Origin of the sequence: Streptomyces sp. NPDC002888, assembly GCF_042888465.1 — a bacterium.
Taxonomy (GTDB): domain Bacteria; phylum Actinomycetota; class Actinomycetes; order Streptomycetales; family Streptomycetaceae; genus Streptomyces.
In genome coordinates this window covers 252,780-268,313 of the sequence record NZ_JBIAPU010000001.1, presented here as the reverse complement: position 1 = coordinate 268,313, position 15,534 = coordinate 252,780, and the positions used below count along the sequence as shown (strand labels likewise).

15 protein-coding genes are annotated in these 15,534 nt (G+C 68.2%); 2 read left to right on the top strand and 13 right to left on the bottom strand.

All coding sequences use genetic code 11. The annotated features are described in order from the left end of the window. Window positions 1–3: 3 nt before the first annotated feature. From ACFYWX_RS01175 to ACFYWX_RS01165, 3 genes are all read right to left on the bottom strand, one after another. Window positions 4–1,098 carry a hypothetical protein gene (locus tag ACFYWX_RS01175; protein WP_389421924.1) on the bottom strand — a complete coding sequence of 365 codons (1,095 nt, stop codon included), beginning with the start codon at window positions 1,096–1,098 and terminating at the stop codon, window positions 4–6. A 247-nt stretch (window positions 1,099–1,345) separates the two neighbouring features. Further along, complete coding sequence (locus tag ACFYWX_RS01170) at window positions 1,346–1,933, bottom strand: DUF6461 domain-containing protein (RefSeq protein ID WP_389421923.1); 588 nt, start codon at window positions 1,931–1,933, stop codon at window positions 1,346–1,348. Between the two features lie 342 nt (window positions 1,934–2,275). Further along, the gene (locus ACFYWX_RS01165; RefSeq protein ID WP_389421922.1) at window positions 2,276–3,010 is read right to left on the bottom strand and encodes an NAD-dependent deacetylase; all 735 of its coding nucleotides are present in this window, start codon (window positions 3,008–3,010) and stop codon (window positions 2,276–2,278) included. A 77-nt stretch (window positions 3,011–3,087) separates the two neighbouring features. Between ACFYWX_RS01165 and ACFYWX_RS01160 the strand changes: the two genes are divergently transcribed. Next, complete coding sequence (locus ACFYWX_RS01160; RefSeq protein WP_389421921.1) at window positions 3,088–3,288, top strand: type II toxin-antitoxin system VapB family antitoxin; 201 nt, start codon at window positions 3,088–3,090, stop codon at window positions 3,286–3,288. Between the two features lie 12 nt (window positions 3,289–3,300). Here ACFYWX_RS01160 and ACFYWX_RS01155 read toward each other — a convergent pair whose 3' ends face one another. Continuing rightward, window positions 3,301–3,792: an NUDIX domain-containing protein gene (locus ACFYWX_RS01155; RefSeq protein WP_389421920.1), complete on the bottom strand. Its 492-nt coding sequence runs from the start codon at window positions 3,790–3,792 to the stop codon at window positions 3,301–3,303. A gap of 176 nt (window positions 3,793–3,968) precedes the next feature. Further along, window positions 3,969–5,042, bottom strand: coding sequence for an ADP-ribosylglycohydrolase family protein (locus tag ACFYWX_RS01150; RefSeq protein WP_389421919.1), 1,074 nt, complete (start codon window positions 5,040–5,042; stop codon window positions 3,969–3,971). A 196-nt stretch (window positions 5,043–5,238) separates the two neighbouring features. Here ACFYWX_RS01150 and ACFYWX_RS01145 point away from each other — a divergent pair, with 196 nt between their 5' ends. Further along, window positions 5,239–6,357: a glycerate kinase gene (locus tag ACFYWX_RS01145; RefSeq protein WP_389422160.1), complete on the top strand. Its 1,119-nt coding sequence runs from the start codon at window positions 5,239–5,241 to the stop codon at window positions 6,355–6,357. 132 nt (window positions 6,358–6,489) lie between these two features. On the opposite strand, the gene pssA is transcribed toward ACFYWX_RS01145, so the two are convergent. From pssA to ACFYWX_RS01105, 8 genes are all read right to left on the bottom strand, one after another. Beyond that, window positions 6,490–7,308, bottom strand: coding sequence for a CDP-diacylglycerol--serine O-phosphatidyltransferase (gene pssA, locus ACFYWX_RS01140; RefSeq protein WP_133930976.1), 819 nt, complete (start codon window positions 7,306–7,308; stop codon window positions 6,490–6,492). A gap of 22 nt (window positions 7,309–7,330) precedes the next feature. After that, complete coding sequence (locus tag ACFYWX_RS01135; protein WP_389421918.1) at window positions 7,331–7,987, bottom strand: phosphatidylserine decarboxylase; 657 nt, start codon at window positions 7,985–7,987, stop codon at window positions 7,331–7,333. Window positions 7,988–8,156: 169 nt separating this feature from the next. Beyond that, window positions 8,157–9,362 carry an acyl-CoA dehydrogenase family protein gene (locus ACFYWX_RS01130; protein ID WP_389421917.1) on the bottom strand — a complete coding sequence of 402 codons (1,206 nt, stop codon included), beginning with the start codon at window positions 9,360–9,362 and terminating at the stop codon, window positions 8,157–8,159. 3 nt (window positions 9,363–9,365) lie between these two features. Beyond that, on the bottom strand, window positions 9,366–9,878 hold the full coding sequence (locus ACFYWX_RS01125; RefSeq protein WP_389421916.1) for a MaoC family dehydratase: 513 nt from the start codon (window positions 9,876–9,878) through the stop codon (window positions 9,366–9,368). A gap of 5 nt (window positions 9,879–9,883) precedes the next feature. Continuing rightward, complete coding sequence (locus ACFYWX_RS01120; protein WP_389421915.1) at window positions 9,884–10,843, bottom strand: HpcH/HpaI aldolase/citrate lyase family protein; 960 nt, start codon at window positions 10,841–10,843, stop codon at window positions 9,884–9,886. Further along, on the bottom strand, window positions 10,840–12,867 hold the full coding sequence (locus tag ACFYWX_RS01115) for a protein meaA (protein WP_389421914.1): 2,028 nt from the start codon (window positions 12,865–12,867) through the stop codon (window positions 10,840–10,842). Before ACFYWX_RS01115 ends, ACFYWX_RS01120 begins: the two co-directional genes overlap by 4 nt. A gap of 17 nt (window positions 12,868–12,884) precedes the next feature. After that, a complete protein-coding gene (gene ccrA / locus ACFYWX_RS01110) occupies window positions 12,885–14,228 on the bottom strand; it encodes a crotonyl-CoA carboxylase/reductase (RefSeq protein ID WP_389421913.1) in 1,344 nt (447 codons plus the stop codon). 415 nt (window positions 14,229–14,643) lie between these two features. After that, window positions 14,644–15,456 (bottom strand): TetR family transcriptional regulator, encoded by an 813-nt coding sequence (locus ACFYWX_RS01105; protein WP_389421912.1) that lies wholly within the window; start codon window positions 15,454–15,456, stop codon window positions 14,644–14,646. Window positions 15,457–15,534: the final 78 nt, after the last annotated feature.

Below are 15,534 nucleotides of genomic sequence, written 5' to 3'. Positions count from 1 at the left end.
CGCCTATTGCGTGTCCTCCTCGGCCGTATGCCGCGAACCCGATCGCGTGCGCCTTCCAGTTATGATGTTGCGTATCCGTGTAATGGTGCCGCCCCGGTCGCGACGGCGGAGCCCGGCGGGAGCCCGACGGATTTGTATCTGAGTCCCTTCGACGTCGCGTCCTGGAACTTTAATATTGTCCAGCAGCAGCTGTCCCTGCCGGTCAACTGCGCGTGTAACAGATTCTTGCAATATTCCAAATGCTATAGCCCAGGCGACGATTTGCGACGAGGTGTCGAGAGCCGTCAATCCGGGAAAGAATCTTCCGCTCATAAGCAGAAGCCCCAAGATCGCGGTGAGTGCGCCGACTGGAAGTCGCAACAGTAATAGGCTCATTGCCACGTGGTATGGCCCGGCGGTCCCTCTGACCTTTCGTAGCGACACGGCGCCGGCTACAGCAGCCGACAGCATACCGACGAATTCAATGAACCATACGCCCTCCCAATTATCTTTCTCCCCCAGCGGGCACACTGTCAAGGGAGAGTCAACTTTGTCTGCGTCTTTCGGGAAGCAAAATCTTTCGGAGATTCCTGCAGAATCGGTGAACGCCCAGATCGCGAACCCTGCGGCTAGAACTACCATCACGACAGTGGCAGCGAACACTATCGCGGTGAAGCTGCGGACTCTTGCTCTTTCTGCCTCTTCGGCCTGGTAGGCGGAATGCAGAGTGTTGACTGCCAGTTCTCGGTCTGCCGCTGAGATTTGTCGAACCGTGCCATTCGGCGCCTGGATCAATGCTTCGAGTTGCTGGAGGCGAGCATCATCGGGCGAGAGGTGCAAGCGTGCCTGAGTGAGAACTGGAAGACCTTTCCATCGCAGCTTGTCATCAGGGGTTACACGCAGAATGGCAACTTCCGCTTCATGTATGTTGGCCCATGCTCGATCGATTGAGCGTCCCGTGAAGCGGGCCCAATAATCTTTACTCTGTATGGACTCTCGAGCCGCGTTGAGCTGAGATTTCGCCTTCGCTATGATTGCCGAGTCCTGGGCGTCAGGCCCACCTCGAATTGCTTCAAGGCTGTTTATCTGGCCCTGGAGATCGGCGATGTGGGCGCTCATGCGCTTATACCAGGACGTCTTTCCGCTCTCGGCTACGTCACCATCGTGATCTATCATGAGGACGCCTGGGGATCGATCTGCGGAGAAAATGGTACTGGCTTATGCTGAGCGAGCTCGGCATCAGCTACTGTTAATGCTGCATCGCCCTGCGGAATCATGCAAGCTGAGCTAATCCGTGTTCTGGCTGATACGGTTTCAACTATTTCTTTTCTCAGGCTTGGTCGCCTGGAGGGTGGGGGCTTGAAATCTAGGCCTGCTCGGGAAGGGCGAACAGGTTGCCGGTCCAGCGCTCTTCGTCGTCTCGCGCCGGCCTCACGCGCAGCCCGAAGGCGTTCTCGGCGAGAGCCAGCACGCTGTGGAACGGGGCGGGCTGACCGGGGACGAGCCCCAGGGGCTGCATCGCCGCGTCGAGAAGCTTCGGCGCCCGACCGGTCGGCTCCAACGGCTCCAACGTATGGAAGTCGACGAGCACGTCACCGCCCACCGCGTACTTGAACCAGTACATCGGCTTCTCGTTGTAGTGCAACGCAACGGCGTCTGTCCCCTGCGAGACCGCAGAGAGGATCCGTGCGTCGAGGCCGTGCATGCCGCCCTGCTCCCAGGCCCACGTCCACTCACCGTCGGTTCCGGTCGTCACCACCGGCTCGTCCTCATCGAGGAGAGTGTCGCCGTACTCGTCAGCCAGGGCCCTGTAAGTGCGCAGGGCCACGCTGTCGGGATCAGCGCCCATCCGAGTCAGCAGTTCCACCGGAGACACGTCCTTGGCGAAGGTCAGCGTGTAGATGGGGACGTCCCCACGGAAGAAATCCAGTCCTCGGCCTCTGCCGGCGCTCATCATGGCGAGGATCCTGTCACGCCCGCCCCAGCCCTCGCAGGCCACCGCAACTGCTCGCGCGGGCCGACCACAACGCTCACGGGCTTACGGCGCCCATGTGGCCGAGTGTCGCGCTGAACGGCCAACTGAAGCGCTCAGTCACACCCGTCTCCACCAGGGCCTTCGTGTCGTGGTCTGCCCGGTCGGCACATACGAATACAGTTCCACCCTGCGCTTGCTGTCCGCTCCTGCGCGTCCGTCGGTGACTCGTGAAACGGGGCGGGGCCGTCACTGGAGCCAATCGTCGAGCACGCCAGCTGGTTTCGGCGACATCCAGTATGAGAAGCAGAATCCTCGGGGTGTTCAGTCGCTCTCGCCGCCCAGCCGGCGCAGTAGCCGGGGCAGCGCGGTGCCGATCGGTTCCCGGATGACCTCGTCGGCGCGGTCGTCGTACGGGGTCGGCTCGGCGTTGACGATGATCAGCCGGGCTTTGTGGTCGGCGGCGACGCCGGCGAGGCCGGCGGCGGGCTGGACCTGGAGGCTGGTGCCGACGGCGATGAAGATCTGGCAGGCCTTGGTGATCGCCACGGCGTCACCGAGCACCACCGGGTCGAGCCGCTCGCCGAACATCACGGTCGCCGACTTGAGGATGCCCCCGCACTCCAGGCACGCCGGATCCTCCTCCCCGGCGTCGACCCGGGCGAGGGCGTCCTCCATGGGCCCGCGCGCATGGCACTGCGTGCACACCACGCTCCGTGCGGTCCCGTGCAGTTCGAGGACCTTGCGGGCGGGCATCCCGGCGAGCTGGTGCAGCCCGTCCACGTTCTGCGTGATGACCCTGACCGGCACACCGGAGCGCTCCAGCTCCGCCACCGCCCGGTGCGCGGTGTTCGGCTCGGCCTGCAGCGTCCGGTTCTTGCGCCGCATCTGCCACGACCGCCGCCGGATCTCCGGATCCCCCATGTAGTACTCGTACGTCACCAGCTTCTCGGCCTCCGGATCCCGCCGCCACAGCCCGTTGGGCCCGCGGTAGTCGGGGATACCGGAGTCGGTGGAGATACCGGCCCCACTGAGGAGGGCGACGAGGGGTCTGCTCATGTCACCGAGGTTAGGACGGGGGATCCGGTTGCGGCGAACGGATATCCGGGTGCGCGGGGCGGTGCTAGCGTCGCCGCATGGCCAAGGTCAACGTCTCGCTCGACGCCGAGCTCGTCGTGGAAGCCATGGTGTTGTCGGGGGTGGGCAACCCGCAGGACGCCGTGGAACTCGTCGTGCGCGACTACATCGCGCGGGGACACCGGACAGAGGCGCGAGTCGCCGCGCGGGACGAGGCGTTGCGTGAGGTGGAGGTCAAGCCCAGGGACCCCGAGGGGTAGGGCCCGGCGGCGTCAGCCGACCCGGTGGCCGTTCTCCAGTTCCACCGTGCCCGAGCTCTCCGTGAGGACGTCGAGGGCGGCCAGGACGCGGCGGCCGGTGGCGCCGGGGAGGTGATCGGAGAGGTCCACGCGCGCGACCAGGCGCCAGGACAGCAGTTCCTCCTCCTGGAGGCGGATCGCCTTGAGGTCGTCCTCGCCGAGCACTCCGCCGTCGTACAGGTACGCCACCAGCGGCGGACGCCCCGTGCCGGGCACCCAGTCCACCACGAGGAGCCGGCCGAGCTCCCGGTCGAGGCCGATCTCCTCGGCGGTCTCGCGGCGCGCACCCTGCCGCGGGCTCTCCCCGTCGTCGGACTCGACCGTGCCGCCCGGAAGCGCCCAGCCCTCCCGGTAGTTGGGTTCGACGAGCAGCACCCTGCCCTCCGCGTCGCGGAACAGCGCGGCGGCTCCGGCGAGCACACGGGGGAGGGAGGCGATGTACGTGGCGTAGTCAGGAGTGGTCATTCAGGAAGGGTAGCCAGCCGCACCGGTGCGGCGTCACGTCCTTGCCCCGGTCCGCCGCAGCGCGCGGTTCGCCGGCCCACGTCCGAGCGCTCCCCCTCGCCACCCGCGCCGGGCGCAGCGGCTCGTACGCCGGTACATGTCGGTGGCGTCCTCGGTCGGCTCGCGCCGGGGCGGCGTCAGCTCTCCGTCCGCGTCAGCCGCAGCGTCCGTTCCGCCAGTTCGCTGATCCGTACGCCGTCGAAGCCGAAGACCGCGCTGCGGACCGTGTCCTCCAGGGGGTCCTTCCACTGGGACGGGATGGCGTCCGCGCCGGTCAGTACGCCGGCCACGGAGCCCGCCGTCGCGCCGTTGGAGTCGGTGTCCAGGCCGCCGCGGACGGTGAGCGTGATGGTGCGGGTGAAGTCGCCGTCGCCGTAGAGGAGCCCGGCGGTGAGGACGGCGGCGTTGGGGACGGTGTGGATCCAGCCGAGCCCGGCGGTCTCCTCGGCGACCGTGGTGAGGGTGTCCTCCCAGGCCATCCGGGCCTCGTGAAGGGAGGCGACCCGGCGCACGATGCGGGCCAGGCGGCTGCTCGCCGGGATCACCGTCAGCGCCTCGTCGACCGCCTGCCGGACCGTGCCCGCCGTGAACGCCGCCGCGATCAGTGCCGCCGCCCACATCGCGCCGTACACGCCGTTGCCGGTGTGGGACAGCACCGCGTCCCGACGCGCGAGCGAGGCGGCGCGGCGCGGGACGCCGGGGGAGGTCCAGCCGTAGACGTCGGCGCGGATCAGGGCACCGATCCACTCCTGGTACGGATTGTCGTACGTCGCCGTCAGCGGCGGCTTCAGCCCGTTGGCGAGGTTGCGGTACGCGGCCCGCTCCGCGGTGAACGTCTGCAGGTACGGCAGCCGCAGCAGCCACAGGTCGCCGACCTGCTCGGTGCTGAAGTCGAAGCCGTGGGTCTCCAGGAGGTCGAGGCCGAGGATGGCGTAGTCGATGTCGTCGTCGCGGCAGCTGCCGTGGATGCGGCCGCGTACGCACTGGCGCCACTCGGGGCGCAGCTCGAAGCCGTCGCCCTCGCCGATCGGCTCGGGCAGGTAGTCGGTGAGGGGCAGGGCGCCGGCCTGTCTCAGGTAGCGGTCGATGAGGTCCCGCGTCCACAGGTCGCCCTGCTCGACCGGCTTGCCGAGCATGTTGCCCGCGATCCGGCCCAGCCAGCCCCCGAGGATGCGGCCGGCGAGCTCTGACTCAGTGCCGACAGGGGTCATAGGTGAGGTGTACCCGATTCCGGGCGTGGCCGCGCGGGCTGGGACGCGGCGACCCTTCCGCGGTGTGGGCGGGGCATGACGGCGGGGGCGTCCGCCGGTTAAGGTCGCAGCGGCGCGACTGGCCCTGACGTGCGACGGGCCCGGAGAGCAAGGGGATTGCAACGTGTCGGACGCTGCTGTGCACGGCACCCAAAGGGTGCTCGTTGCCGCGGACAAGTTCAAGGGGTCGCTGACGGCCGTACAGGTCGCGGAGCGGGTGACGGCGGGACTGCGCCGGGTCGTGCCGGACGTCGACGTCGAGACGCTGCCCGTCGCCGACGGCGGTGACGGCACCGTGGACGCGGCCGTCGCGGCCGGGTTCGAGCGGCGGGAGGTACGGGTCGCCGGGCCCCTCGGTCACGAGGTCACGGCGGCGTTCGCGCTGCGCGGGGACACGGCCGTCGTCGAGATGGCGGAGGCGAGCGGGCTGCAGCGGCTGCCGGCGGGCGCCTTCGCGCCGCTGACGGCGTCGACGTACGGCTCGGGCGAGCTGCTGCGGGCCGCGCTGGACGCCGGGGCGCGGACGATCGTGTTCGGGGTCGGCGGCAGCGCCACCACGGACGGCGGCGCGGGCATGCTGTCCGCGCTGGGGGCGCGTTTCCTGGACGCCGACGGGGAGCCGGTGGCGCCGGGCGGCGGGGGGCTCGCGGAGCTGGCACGGGCCGACCTGTCGGGCGTCGACCCGCGGCTGTCCGACGTGGAACTGATCCTGGCGAGCGACGTCGACAATCCGCTGACCGGCCCGAAGGGCGCACCCGCGGTGTACGGGCCGCAGAAGGGCGCCTCCCCGGACGACGTCGAGGCACTGGACGCGGCGCTCGCCCACTACGCGGAGGTGCTGGAGGCGGCCGTCGGCCCGAAGGCGGCGGAGTACGCGGCCGCACCGGGCGCGGGCGCCGCGGGCGGCGTCGGATACGGCGCACTGCTGCTCGGTGCCCGGTTCCGCGCCGGCATCGAGGTCATGCTCGACGTGCTCGGCTTCGCGCCGGCCCTGGCGCGGGCGGAGCTGGTGATCACCGGTGAGGGCTCGCTGGACGAGCAGACCCTGCACGGCAAGGCCCCCGCAGGCGTCGCCGCGGCCGCCCGGGCCGCCGGCAAGAAGGTCGTCGCCGTGTGCGGGCGGCTCACGCTGTCTCCGGAGGCGCTGGAGCGGGCCGGGATCGGACGGGCGTATCCGCTGACTGCGGTCGAGCCGGACGTGGCTAAGTGCATCGCGGACGCGGGGCCGATCCTGGAGCGGGTCGCGGAGCGGATCGGCCGGGACTTTCTGGGCTGAGGCAGAGGTGCACCTCCTGGCCGACCGTGAACGGGTGGGTCGGATGGGCAAGCGAGGCCCGCATCAGCGCAGGGTGCCGGCAAAAGCGAAGGGCCCCGAACCAACCCGGTTCGGGGCCCTCTCAGCGGAGCGCTACGGCAGCTGCGCCGCCCGCGCCTCCCGCCGGTTGTCGCGGAAGTTGTTCACCCGGCGGGCCGTGGCGAACAGCGGGATCACCGCGCCCATGACCAGCTGCAGGGCGCAGCCCGTCTGGAGGAGGAGCTGACCGCTGGGGGCGTCGAAGGCCCAGGCGGCCAGGAGGCCCATCGACAGGACGATCCAGGAGAGCATCGCCACGGCGAGGCGGCCGCGCGGCTTCGGGTACTCCACGCGGCTCACCATCAGCCAGGCCGTCCCCAGAATGGCCAGGAGCGTCGCCACGAAGGGCAGCTCGAGCAGGATGATCGAGACGACCGTCAAAGCCCCGAAGGGGGAGGGCATGCCCTGGAACGTGCCGTCCTTCACTGTCACGCACGAGAAGCGGGCAAGCCGCAGCACCACCGCCAGTAGCACCACGATCGCCCCGACCGCCGCCACCCGCTGGTACGCGCCGTCCGCCACCATGCCGTAGACGAGGACGAAGTACGCCGGCGCCAGGCCGAAGCTGATCAGGTCGGAGAGATTGTCCAGCTCGGCGCCCATGGGGGAGGAGCGCAGCTTGCGCGCCACCAGGCCGTCGAACAGGTCGAAGACCGCCGCGCACAGCATCAGGATGACCGCCGTGGCCGCGCTGTTGCGCGCCATGCCGGACTCCTGGCTGCCGGTGAGGTCCGGGATCAGGATGCCGGTGGTCGTGAAGTACACCGCCATGAAGCCGCACGTGGCGTTGCCGAGCGTCAGGGTGTCCGCTATCGACAGACGAAGAGAGAGGGGCATCTCCTCTTCTTCGTCCACCTCGTCGGCCTCGGGCACCCAGCCCGCCTGTGTCTGCGGATCAATCACGGTCAATGCGAGTCACCCCAGCCACGGTCTTCTGTCCCACCTCGACCGCGATCTCCACGCCCTCGGGCAGGTAGATGTCGACGCGCGAGCCGAAGCGGATCAGCCCGATACGGTCGCCCTGCTCGACCTTCGTACCCTCAGGGATGTAGGGGACGATGCGGCGGGCCACGGCACCGGCGATCTGGATCATCTCGATGTCACCGAGCTCGGTGTCGAAGTGCCAGACGACGCGCTCGTTGTTCTCGCTCTCCTTGTTGAACGCCGGCACGAACCCACCGGGGATGTGCTCGACCGACGTCACCGTGCCGGAGAGGGGCGCGCGGTTGACGTGGACGTTGAGCGGGCTCATGAAGATCGCGACGCGGGTGCGTCCGTCCTTCCACGGCATGATGCTCTGCACCACACCGTCGGCGGGAGAGATGACCCGTCCCGGCGCGATCTCGCGCTCCGGGTCGCGGAAGAACCACAGCATGCCCGCCGCGAGAGCGGTGGCGGGTACGGCGACGGCCTTGGCGACACCCGAGCGGCGTGCGCGGACCAGGCTGACGGCTGCGGTGGCGACGGTCGGGAGAAGCCACGGCGATGCTCCGCGCGCGAGGCGTGTGCCGACCAGGCTGTCGCGAGGTGCAGAGGTTTGGCTGTGGGGCATGGATGACCTTCGTAGCGGATGATGCCGCACTCTGACGGGGGACGGCGGCTTTCAGCGATCGTAGCGGTTCAGGGCCACAACTGGGTAAGTCAGGAAGCCGAGTCGGCATCTGAGCGGGTTTGAGGGGGTGTGATCTTCTTCTCGAAGAAAACACCCCGGACCCGGACATCTAGCCTTGGAACCGATACTCCTCGAGCAGCCTGCGTCCGATGATCATTTTCTGGATCTCGGCGGTACCTTCACCGATAAGCAGCATCGGAGCCTCACGGTAGAGGCGCTCGATCTCGTACTCCTTGGAGAAGCCGTAGCCGCCGTGGATCCGGAAGGCATCCTCCACGACCTCCTTGCAATACTCGGAGGCGAGGTACTTCGCCATCCCAGCCTCAAGGTCGTTTCGTTCTCCGGAGTCCTTTTTGCGAGCCGCGTTCACCATCATCGCATGCGCGGCCTCGACCTTGGTAGCCATCTCGGCGAGCTTGAACTGGATCGCCTGGTGCTGCGCGATCGGCTTGCCGAAAGTGTGACGCTGCTGGGCGTACTGGACGCCGAGCTCGAACGCACGCTGAGCGACGCCGCAGCCACGCGCCGCCACGTTGACGCGGCCGACTTCCACGCCGTCCATCATTTGGTAAAAACCTCGGCCCGTGACCCCTCCGAGCACGCGGTTCTCGGGAATCCGCAGGCCGTCCATGATCAGCTCGGTGGTGTCTACACCCTTGTAGCCCATCTTGTCGATCTTGCCCGGGATGGTCAGTCCGGGGCGGACCTCACCGAAGCCGGGCTCCTTCTCGACGAGGAAGGTCGTCATCGACTTGTGGGGCGCGGTCCCCTCGGGGTGTCCTTCGTCACTTCGCACGAGAACGGCCACGAGTGACGACGTTCCGCCGTTCGTCAGCCACATCTTCTGGCCGTTCAGGACGTACGCGTCGCCGTCCTTCACCGCCTTCGAGGTGATGGCGGACACGTCCGAGCCCAGAGCCGGCTCCGACATCGAGAACGCGCCGCGGATGTCGCCGGCCGCCATCCTCGGCAGGAAGTGGTCCTTCTGCTCCTGTGTGCCGTGTTGCTTGAGCATGTACGCCACGATGAAGTGCGTGTTGATGATGCCGGACACCGACATCCAGCCGCGGGCGATCTCCTCCACGCACAGCGCGTACGTCAGGAGGGACTCGCCCAGACCCCCGTACTCCTCGGGGATCATCAGGCCGAACAGGCCCAGCTCCTTCAGGCCGTCGACGATCTGCTGCGGGTACTCGTCGCGGTGCTCCAGCTCGGTCGCGACCGGGAGGATCTCCTTGTCCACGAAGTCGCGGACGGTGGAGAGGATCTCCTGCTGGACGTCGGTCAGACCGGCGGTCTGGGCGAGACGGGCCATGGCTTACTTCTCCTGCGACTTGAGCTCGGGGCGGCCGGGCTGCTCGCCGCCGCGCTCCTTGATGTACGTCTCGGTCGGCACCATCACCTTGCGGCGGAACACGCACACGAGCGTGCCGTCCTGCTTGTAGCCCTTGGTCTCGACGTGGACGATGCCACGGTCGTTCTTCGACTTCGAGGGCCACTTGTCGAGCACGGTCGTCTCGCCGTAGATCGTGTCGCCGTGGAAGGTCGGCGCCACATGCTTGAGCGACTCGATCTCCAGGTTGGCGATCGCCTTGCCGGAGACGTCCGGCACGGACATGCCGAGCAGGAGGGAGTAGATGTAGTTCCCGACGACGACGTTCTTGCCGAAGTCGGTCGTCTTCTCCGCGTAGTTGGTGTCCATGTGGAGCGGGTGGTGGTTCATGGTGAGCAGACAGAACAGGTGGTCGTCGTACTCCGTGACCGTCTTGCCCGGCCAGTGCTTGTAGACCGCCCCGACCTCGAACTCCTCGTAGGTACGTCCGAACTGCATGGCCGTCACGCCTCCGGGATCTCGAACTTGCTGGTGCGCTGCATGCCGGCGGCGCGGCCCTTGCCGGAGATGACCAGGGCCATCTTGCGGCTGGCCTCGTCGATCATCTCGTCGCCGAGCATCGCGGAGCCCTTCTTGCCGCCCGCCTCGGACGTGTAGTAGTCGTACGCGTCCAGGATCAGCTCGGCGTGGTCGTAGTCCTCCTGGGAGGGCGAGAAGATCTCGTTGGACGCCTCGACCTGGCCCGGGTGCAGCACCCACTTGCCGTCGAAGCCGAGGGCGGCGGCGCGGCCGGCCACCTCGCGGTAGCCCTCGACGTTGCGGATCTGGAGGTAGGGGCCGTCGATCGCCTGGAGGTTGTTGGCGCGGGCGGCCATCAGGATCTTCATCAGGATGTAGTGGTAGGCGTCCGCCGGGTAGCCGGGCGGCTGCTCGCCCACGACCAGCGACTTCATGTTGATCGACGCCATGAAGTCGGCCGGGCCGAAGATGATCGTCTCGACGCGCGGGGAGGCCTGCGCGATCTCGTTGACGTTGTTGAGACCCTGGGCGTTCTCGATCTGCGCCTCGATGCCGATGCGGCCGACCTCGAAGCCCATGGTCTTCTCGATCTGGGTCAGGAGCAGGTCGAGCGCGACGATCTGCTGGGCGTCCTGCACCTTCGGCAGCATGATGCAGTCGAGGTTCGGACCGGCACCCTCGACGACCGTGACGACATCGCGGTACGTCCACTCGGTCGTCCAGTCGTTGACCCGCACGACTCGCGTCTTGCCCGTCCAGTCGCCCTCGTTGAGGAACTTGACGATGGTGTGCCGCGCCTCGGGCTTGGCGAGCGGCGCGCACGCGTCCTCCAGGTCGAGGAAGACCTGGTCGGCGGGGAGGCCCTGCGCCTTCTCCAGGAAGCGGGGGTTGCTCCCCGGTACGGCGAGGCAGGAGCGCCGCGGACGAAGACGGTTGACGGTCATGCGGGGACCTCCAGGGGGTCGAGCTTGTTCGCTTTCCGGATCTCGTCGACGATGCGGCCGATGATTCCGGTGATGTCGAAGTCCTTCGGGGTGAAGACCGCGGCAACTCCGGCGGACCTGAGCTGCTCGGCGTCCCCGTTGGGGATGATGCCACCGGCGATCACCGGAATGTCTGTGGCACCGGCCACACGCAGCCGTTCGAGCACGTCCGGGACGAGCTGGGCGTGCGAGCCGGAGAGGATCGACAGGCCCACCGCGTGCACGTCCTCGGCGAGGGCCGCGTCGACGATCTGCTCCGGGGTGAGCCGTATGCCCTGGTAGACGACCTCGAACCCGGCGTCGCGGGCCCGCACGGCGATCTGCTCGGCGCCGTTGGAGTGCCCGTCCAGGCCGGGCTTGCCGACCAGGAAGCGCAGCTTGCCGACGCCCAGGTCCTTGGCCGTCAGATCCACCTTTCGGCGCACCTCGGACAGGGCCGAGCCCTCCTCGGCGGGGATCGCCACCGGCGCCGACGAGACACCGGTCGGCGCCCGGAACTCGCCGAACACCTCGCGCAGGGCCCCGGCCCACTCGCCGGTCGTGACCCCGGCGCGGGCGCACTCCAGGGTGGCCTCCATGAGGTTGTCGGTGCCCTTGGCGGCCTCCTTCAGCTTCTCCAGCGCCTTGCAGGGGCGCGGGTGGTTGAAGGGCGGCTGGTAGCGGGTGTCGCGCCAGTGCTGGAGGGAGGCGATGACGCGGGCCTCGACCGCCGGGTCGACCGTCTGGATGGCGGTGTCCAGGTCGGCGGTGAGGGGGTTCGGCTCGGTCGTCTCGAAGATGTTGACGCCGATGATCTTCTCCCGGCCGGACTCGATACGGGCCCGGCGCTCGGCGTGCGAGGAGACGAGCTGCGACTTGAGGTAGCCCGACTCGACGGCGGCCATCGCGCCGCCCATCTCCTGGATCCGCTCGATCTCCGCGAAGGACTCCTCGACGAGCTCGCCCACCTTGGCCTCGATGACGTTCGAGCCCTCGAAGATGTCCTCGTACTCCAGCAGGTCGCTCTCGTGCGCGAGCACCTGCTGGATACGCAGCGACCACTGCTGGTCCCAGGGCCGGGGCAGGCCGAGGGCCTCGTTCCAGGCCGGCAACTGCACGGCACGCGCGCGTGCGTCCTTCGAGAGGGTCACGGCCAGCATCTCCAGCACGATCCGCTGGACGTTGTTCTCCGGCTGCGCCTCCGTCAGGCCCAGGGAGTTGACCTGGACGCCGTAGCGGAAGCGGCGGTGCTTGGGGTCCTCGATGCCGTACCGCTCGCGGGTGACGCGGTCCCAGATGCGGCCGAACGCCCGCATCTTGCACATCTCCTCGACGAAGCGGACGCCCGCGTTCACGAAGAAGGAGATTCGTCCGACGACGTCGCCCATGCGCTCCTGCGGCACCTGGCCGCTGTCGCGCACGGCGTCCAGGACGGCGATCGCGGTGGACATCGCGTACGCGATCTCCTGGACCGGCGTGGCGCCCGCCTCCTGCAGGTGGTAGCTGCAGATGTTGATCGGGTTCCACTTCGGGATGTGGGAGACCGTGTACGCGATCATGTCCGTCGTCAGGCGGAGGCTCGGCCCCGGCGGGAACACGTGCGTTCCCCGGGACAGGTACTCCTTGACGATGTCGTTCTGGGTCGTGCCCTGGAGCTTGGTGATGTCCGCACCGTGCTCCTCCGCGACGACCTGGTAGAGCGCCAGCAGCCACATGGCGGTGGCGTTGATGGTCATCGAGGTGTTCATCTGCTCCAGGGGTATGTCCTGGAACAGCCGGCGCATGTCACCGACATGCGCGATCGGCACGCCGACCCGGCCGACCTCGCCGCGGGCGAGGATGTGGTCGGAGTCGTAGCCGGTCTGCGTCGGCAGGTCGAACGCCACCGACAGACCCGTCTGACCCTTGGCGAGGTTGCGCCGGTACAGCTCGTTGGACGCCTCGGCCGTGGAGTGACCGGCGTACGTGCGCATGAGCCACGGCCGGTCCTTCTGACGCTCAGTCATCTGTGCCCCCGGATGTCTCAGATGTTGCGGAAGCGGTTGATGGCGTCGACGTGCTTGGCGCGCTTCTCCGCGTCGCGCACGCCCAGGCCTTCCTCGGGCGCCAGGCACAGGACGCCGACCTTGCCCTGGTGGAGGTTGCGGTGCACGTCGTAGGCGGCCTGCCCGGTGTCCTGCATGGAGTAGACCTTGGAGAGCGTCGGGTGGATCTTGCCCTTGGCGATGAGCCGGTTGGCCTCCCAGGCCTCGCGGTAGTTCGCGAAGTGCGAGCCGATGATCCGCTTCAGCGACATCCACAGGTAGCGGTTGTCGTACTCGTGGTTGTAGCCGGACGTCGAGGCGCAGGTGACGATGGTGCCGCCCTTGCGCGTGACGTAGACGGAGGCGCCGAAGGTCTCCCGGCCGGGGTGCTCGAAGACGATGTCGACGTCCTCGCCGCCGGTGAGCTCGCGGATGCGCTTGCCGAAGCGCTTCCACTCCCTGGGGTCCTGGTTGTGCTCGTCCTTCCAGAACTTGTAGTCCTCGGCGGTGCGGTCGATGATCGCCTCGGCACCCATGGCCCGGCAGATGTCGGCCTTCTGCTCGCTGGAGACGACACAGATCGGGTTGGCGCCGCCCGCCAGCGCGAACTGTGTGGCGTACGAGCCGAGGCCGCCGCTCGCGCCCCAGATGAGCACGTTGTCGCCCTGCTTCATGCCGGCGCCGTTGCGGGAGACGAGCTGCCGGTACGCGGTGGAGTTGACCAGACCGGGGGCGGCGGCCTCCTCCCACGACAGGTGGTCCGGCTTCGGCATCAGCTGGTTGGACTTCACGAGTGCGATCTCGGCGAGCCCGCCGAAGTTCGTCTCGAAGCCCCAGATGCGCTGCTCGGGGTCGAGCATCGTGTCGTTGTGGCCGTCGGACGACTCCAGCTCGACGCTGAGGCAGTGCGCGACGACCTCGTCGCCCGGCTTCCAGGCGTTGACGCCCGGGCCGGTGCGCAGGACGACGCCCGCGAGGTCGGAGCCGATGATGTGGTACGGCAGGTCGTGCCGCTTGGTGAGCTCGCTGACCTTGCCGTAGCGCTCCAGGAAGCCGAACGTCGACAGCGGCTCGAAGATCGACGTCCACACGGAGTTGTAGTTGACCGAGGAGGCCATGACGGCCACCAGGGCCTCGCCCGGGCCCAGCTCGGGCAGCGGCACTTCGTCCAGGTGCAGCGACTTGCGCGGGTCCTTGTCGCGGGTCTGCATGCCCGCGAACATCTCCGTCTCGTCCTTGTGCACGGTGATCGCCCGGTACGACTCGGGGAGCGGCAGGGCGGCGAAGTCGGCCGACGTCGAGTCGGGGGACTGGATCGCGTCCAGGATCTCGTTCACGGTCACGGTGTTGCCTCCGGCGGTACGCACCCTGAGGGAGGGGTGCTGAGGGTTACGTCGGTGCTGCTGAGGGTTGGGGAAGTGCCGTCGGTTCGGCGGGTGGTGCTGTTCGGCAGCGCTTTGTGGCGCGGGAGGTTGCCTGTGACGCAGGCGTCCGGGCGCTCAGGCCCTGAGGGGCTTGAGGGGACAGCCGACGTACGAAAGGTCTCTGCACGCCGGCCGCCCGGACACCTTCAACGTATGGCACGGCGTGTCACCCCGCAAGGCACTGGGTGCCAGAAATTGCTCTCAGGTGAAATCTTTACGTAACAAATGAGCGATGATCGATCAAAGCTACCGTTGAGTAGGCAATGAAAAACGCGCCGATGGCGGCACTGGGTGCCATCATCGGCGCGTAGCCGTATCTCCCGTACGGGAATGTCTAGGAATGTTCCTTCAGGGCCTGCTCGATGGTGCGCATGACCTCGTCGAGGGGGGCGTCGGTCCGCGCGACCGTCACCAGGACCTCTCCGTGTGCCGTCGCGGCGGTCGGCGTCGGCCGGGCCGTGGTGTCCCGCCCGGCCCCGATTCCCGTGCCGAACGTCTTCCGTACGATCGCGAAGGCGTGGTCCAGCTGTGCCTCGACGTCCCCCTGGGCGCCGGCCCGCAGCCAGCGCCGCAGGACGTGGTTGTGGGCGGTGACCACGGCGGACGCGGCGACCTCGGCCAGCAGCGGGTCGTCGTTGGCGTCGTCGTCGTGGGCGTGCTCGTCGAAGTGGCCGAGGAGGTAGCGGGTGAAGAGGCGCTCGTAGCGGGCCACCGACGCGATCTCCGCCTCGCGCAGGGTGGGCACCTCGCGCGTGAGCTTGTAGCGGGCGACCGAGATCTCCGGCCGGGCCGCGTACATCTTCATGACTTCCTTGATTCCCCGGCACACGGTGTCGAGCGGATGCTCGTGCGCGGGCGCCGCGTTGAGCACGGCCTCGGCGCGGATCAGTGTGTCGTCGTGGTCGGGGAAGATCGCCTCTTCCTTGGAACGGAAGTGGCGGAAGAAGGTGCGGCGGGCGACTCCCGCCGCGGCCGCGATCTCGTCGACAGTGGTCGCCTCGTAGCCCTTGGTCGCGAAGAGCTCCATCGCGGCGGCCGCCAGCTCCCGGCGCATCCTGAGCCGTTGGGCGGCCGCGCGGCTGCCCGGGGCACTCACGAATGCGTCGGGCGTCGCTGGTGTACGTGAGGACTTCGCGGGCTGGGACATGACCTGAACGTACTGCATGTGCGCAGCTCGGTGTGCATGTCGGGGGTTTCCCCCGCCCTCTCCGGGCGGGGGTCCGCC

What these genes read in the sequence shown, in the direction of transcription:
- ACFYWX_RS01175 (WP_389421924.1), bottom strand. Translation starts at nt 1,098, where the DNA reads ATGAGCGCCCACATCGCCGATCTCCAGGGCCAGATAAACAGCCTTGAA.
- ACFYWX_RS01150 (WP_389421919.1), bottom strand. Translation starts at nt 5,042, where the DNA reads ATGACCCCTGTCGGCACTGAGTCAGAGCTCGCCGGCCGCATCCTCGGG.
- ACFYWX_RS01170 (WP_389421923.1), bottom strand. Translation starts at nt 1,933, where the DNA reads ATGAGCGCCGGCAGAGGCCGAGGACTGGATTTCTTCCGTGGGGACGTC.
- ACFYWX_RS01155 (WP_389421920.1), bottom strand. Translation starts at nt 3,792, where the DNA reads ATGACCACTCCTGACTACGCCACGTACATCGCCTCCCTCCCCCGTGTG.
- ACFYWX_RS01130 (WP_389421917.1), bottom strand. Translation starts at nt 9,362, where the DNA reads ATGGCCCGTCTCGCCCAGACCGCCGGTCTGACCGACGTCCAGCAGGAG.
- ACFYWX_RS01165 (WP_389421922.1), bottom strand. Translation starts at nt 3,010, where the DNA reads ATGAGCAGACCCCTCGTCGCCCTCCTCAGTGGGGCCGGTATCTCCACC.
- ACFYWX_RS01120 (WP_389421915.1), bottom strand. Translation starts at nt 10,843, where the DNA reads ATGACCGTCAACCGTCTTCGTCCGCGGCGCTCCTGCCTCGCCGTACCG.
- ACFYWX_RS01105 (WP_389421912.1), bottom strand. Translation starts at nt 15,456, where the DNA reads ATGTCCCAGCCCGCGAAGTCCTCACGTACACCAGCGACGCCCGACGCA.
- ACFYWX_RS01160 (WP_389421921.1), top strand. Translation starts at nt 3,088, where the DNA reads ATGGCCAAGGTCAACGTCTCGCTCGACGCCGAGCTCGTCGTGGAAGCC.
- ACFYWX_RS01135 (WP_389421918.1), bottom strand. Translation starts at nt 7,987, where the DNA reads ATGCCCCACAGCCAAACCTCTGCACCTCGCGACAGCCTGGTCGGCACA.
- ACFYWX_RS01115 (WP_389421914.1), bottom strand. Translation starts at nt 12,867, where the DNA reads ATGACTGAGCGTCAGAAGGACCGGCCGTGGCTCATGCGCACGTACGCC.
- ACFYWX_RS01125 (WP_389421916.1), bottom strand. Translation starts at nt 9,878, where the DNA reads ATGCAGTTCGGACGTACCTACGAGGAGTTCGAGGTCGGGGCGGTCTAC.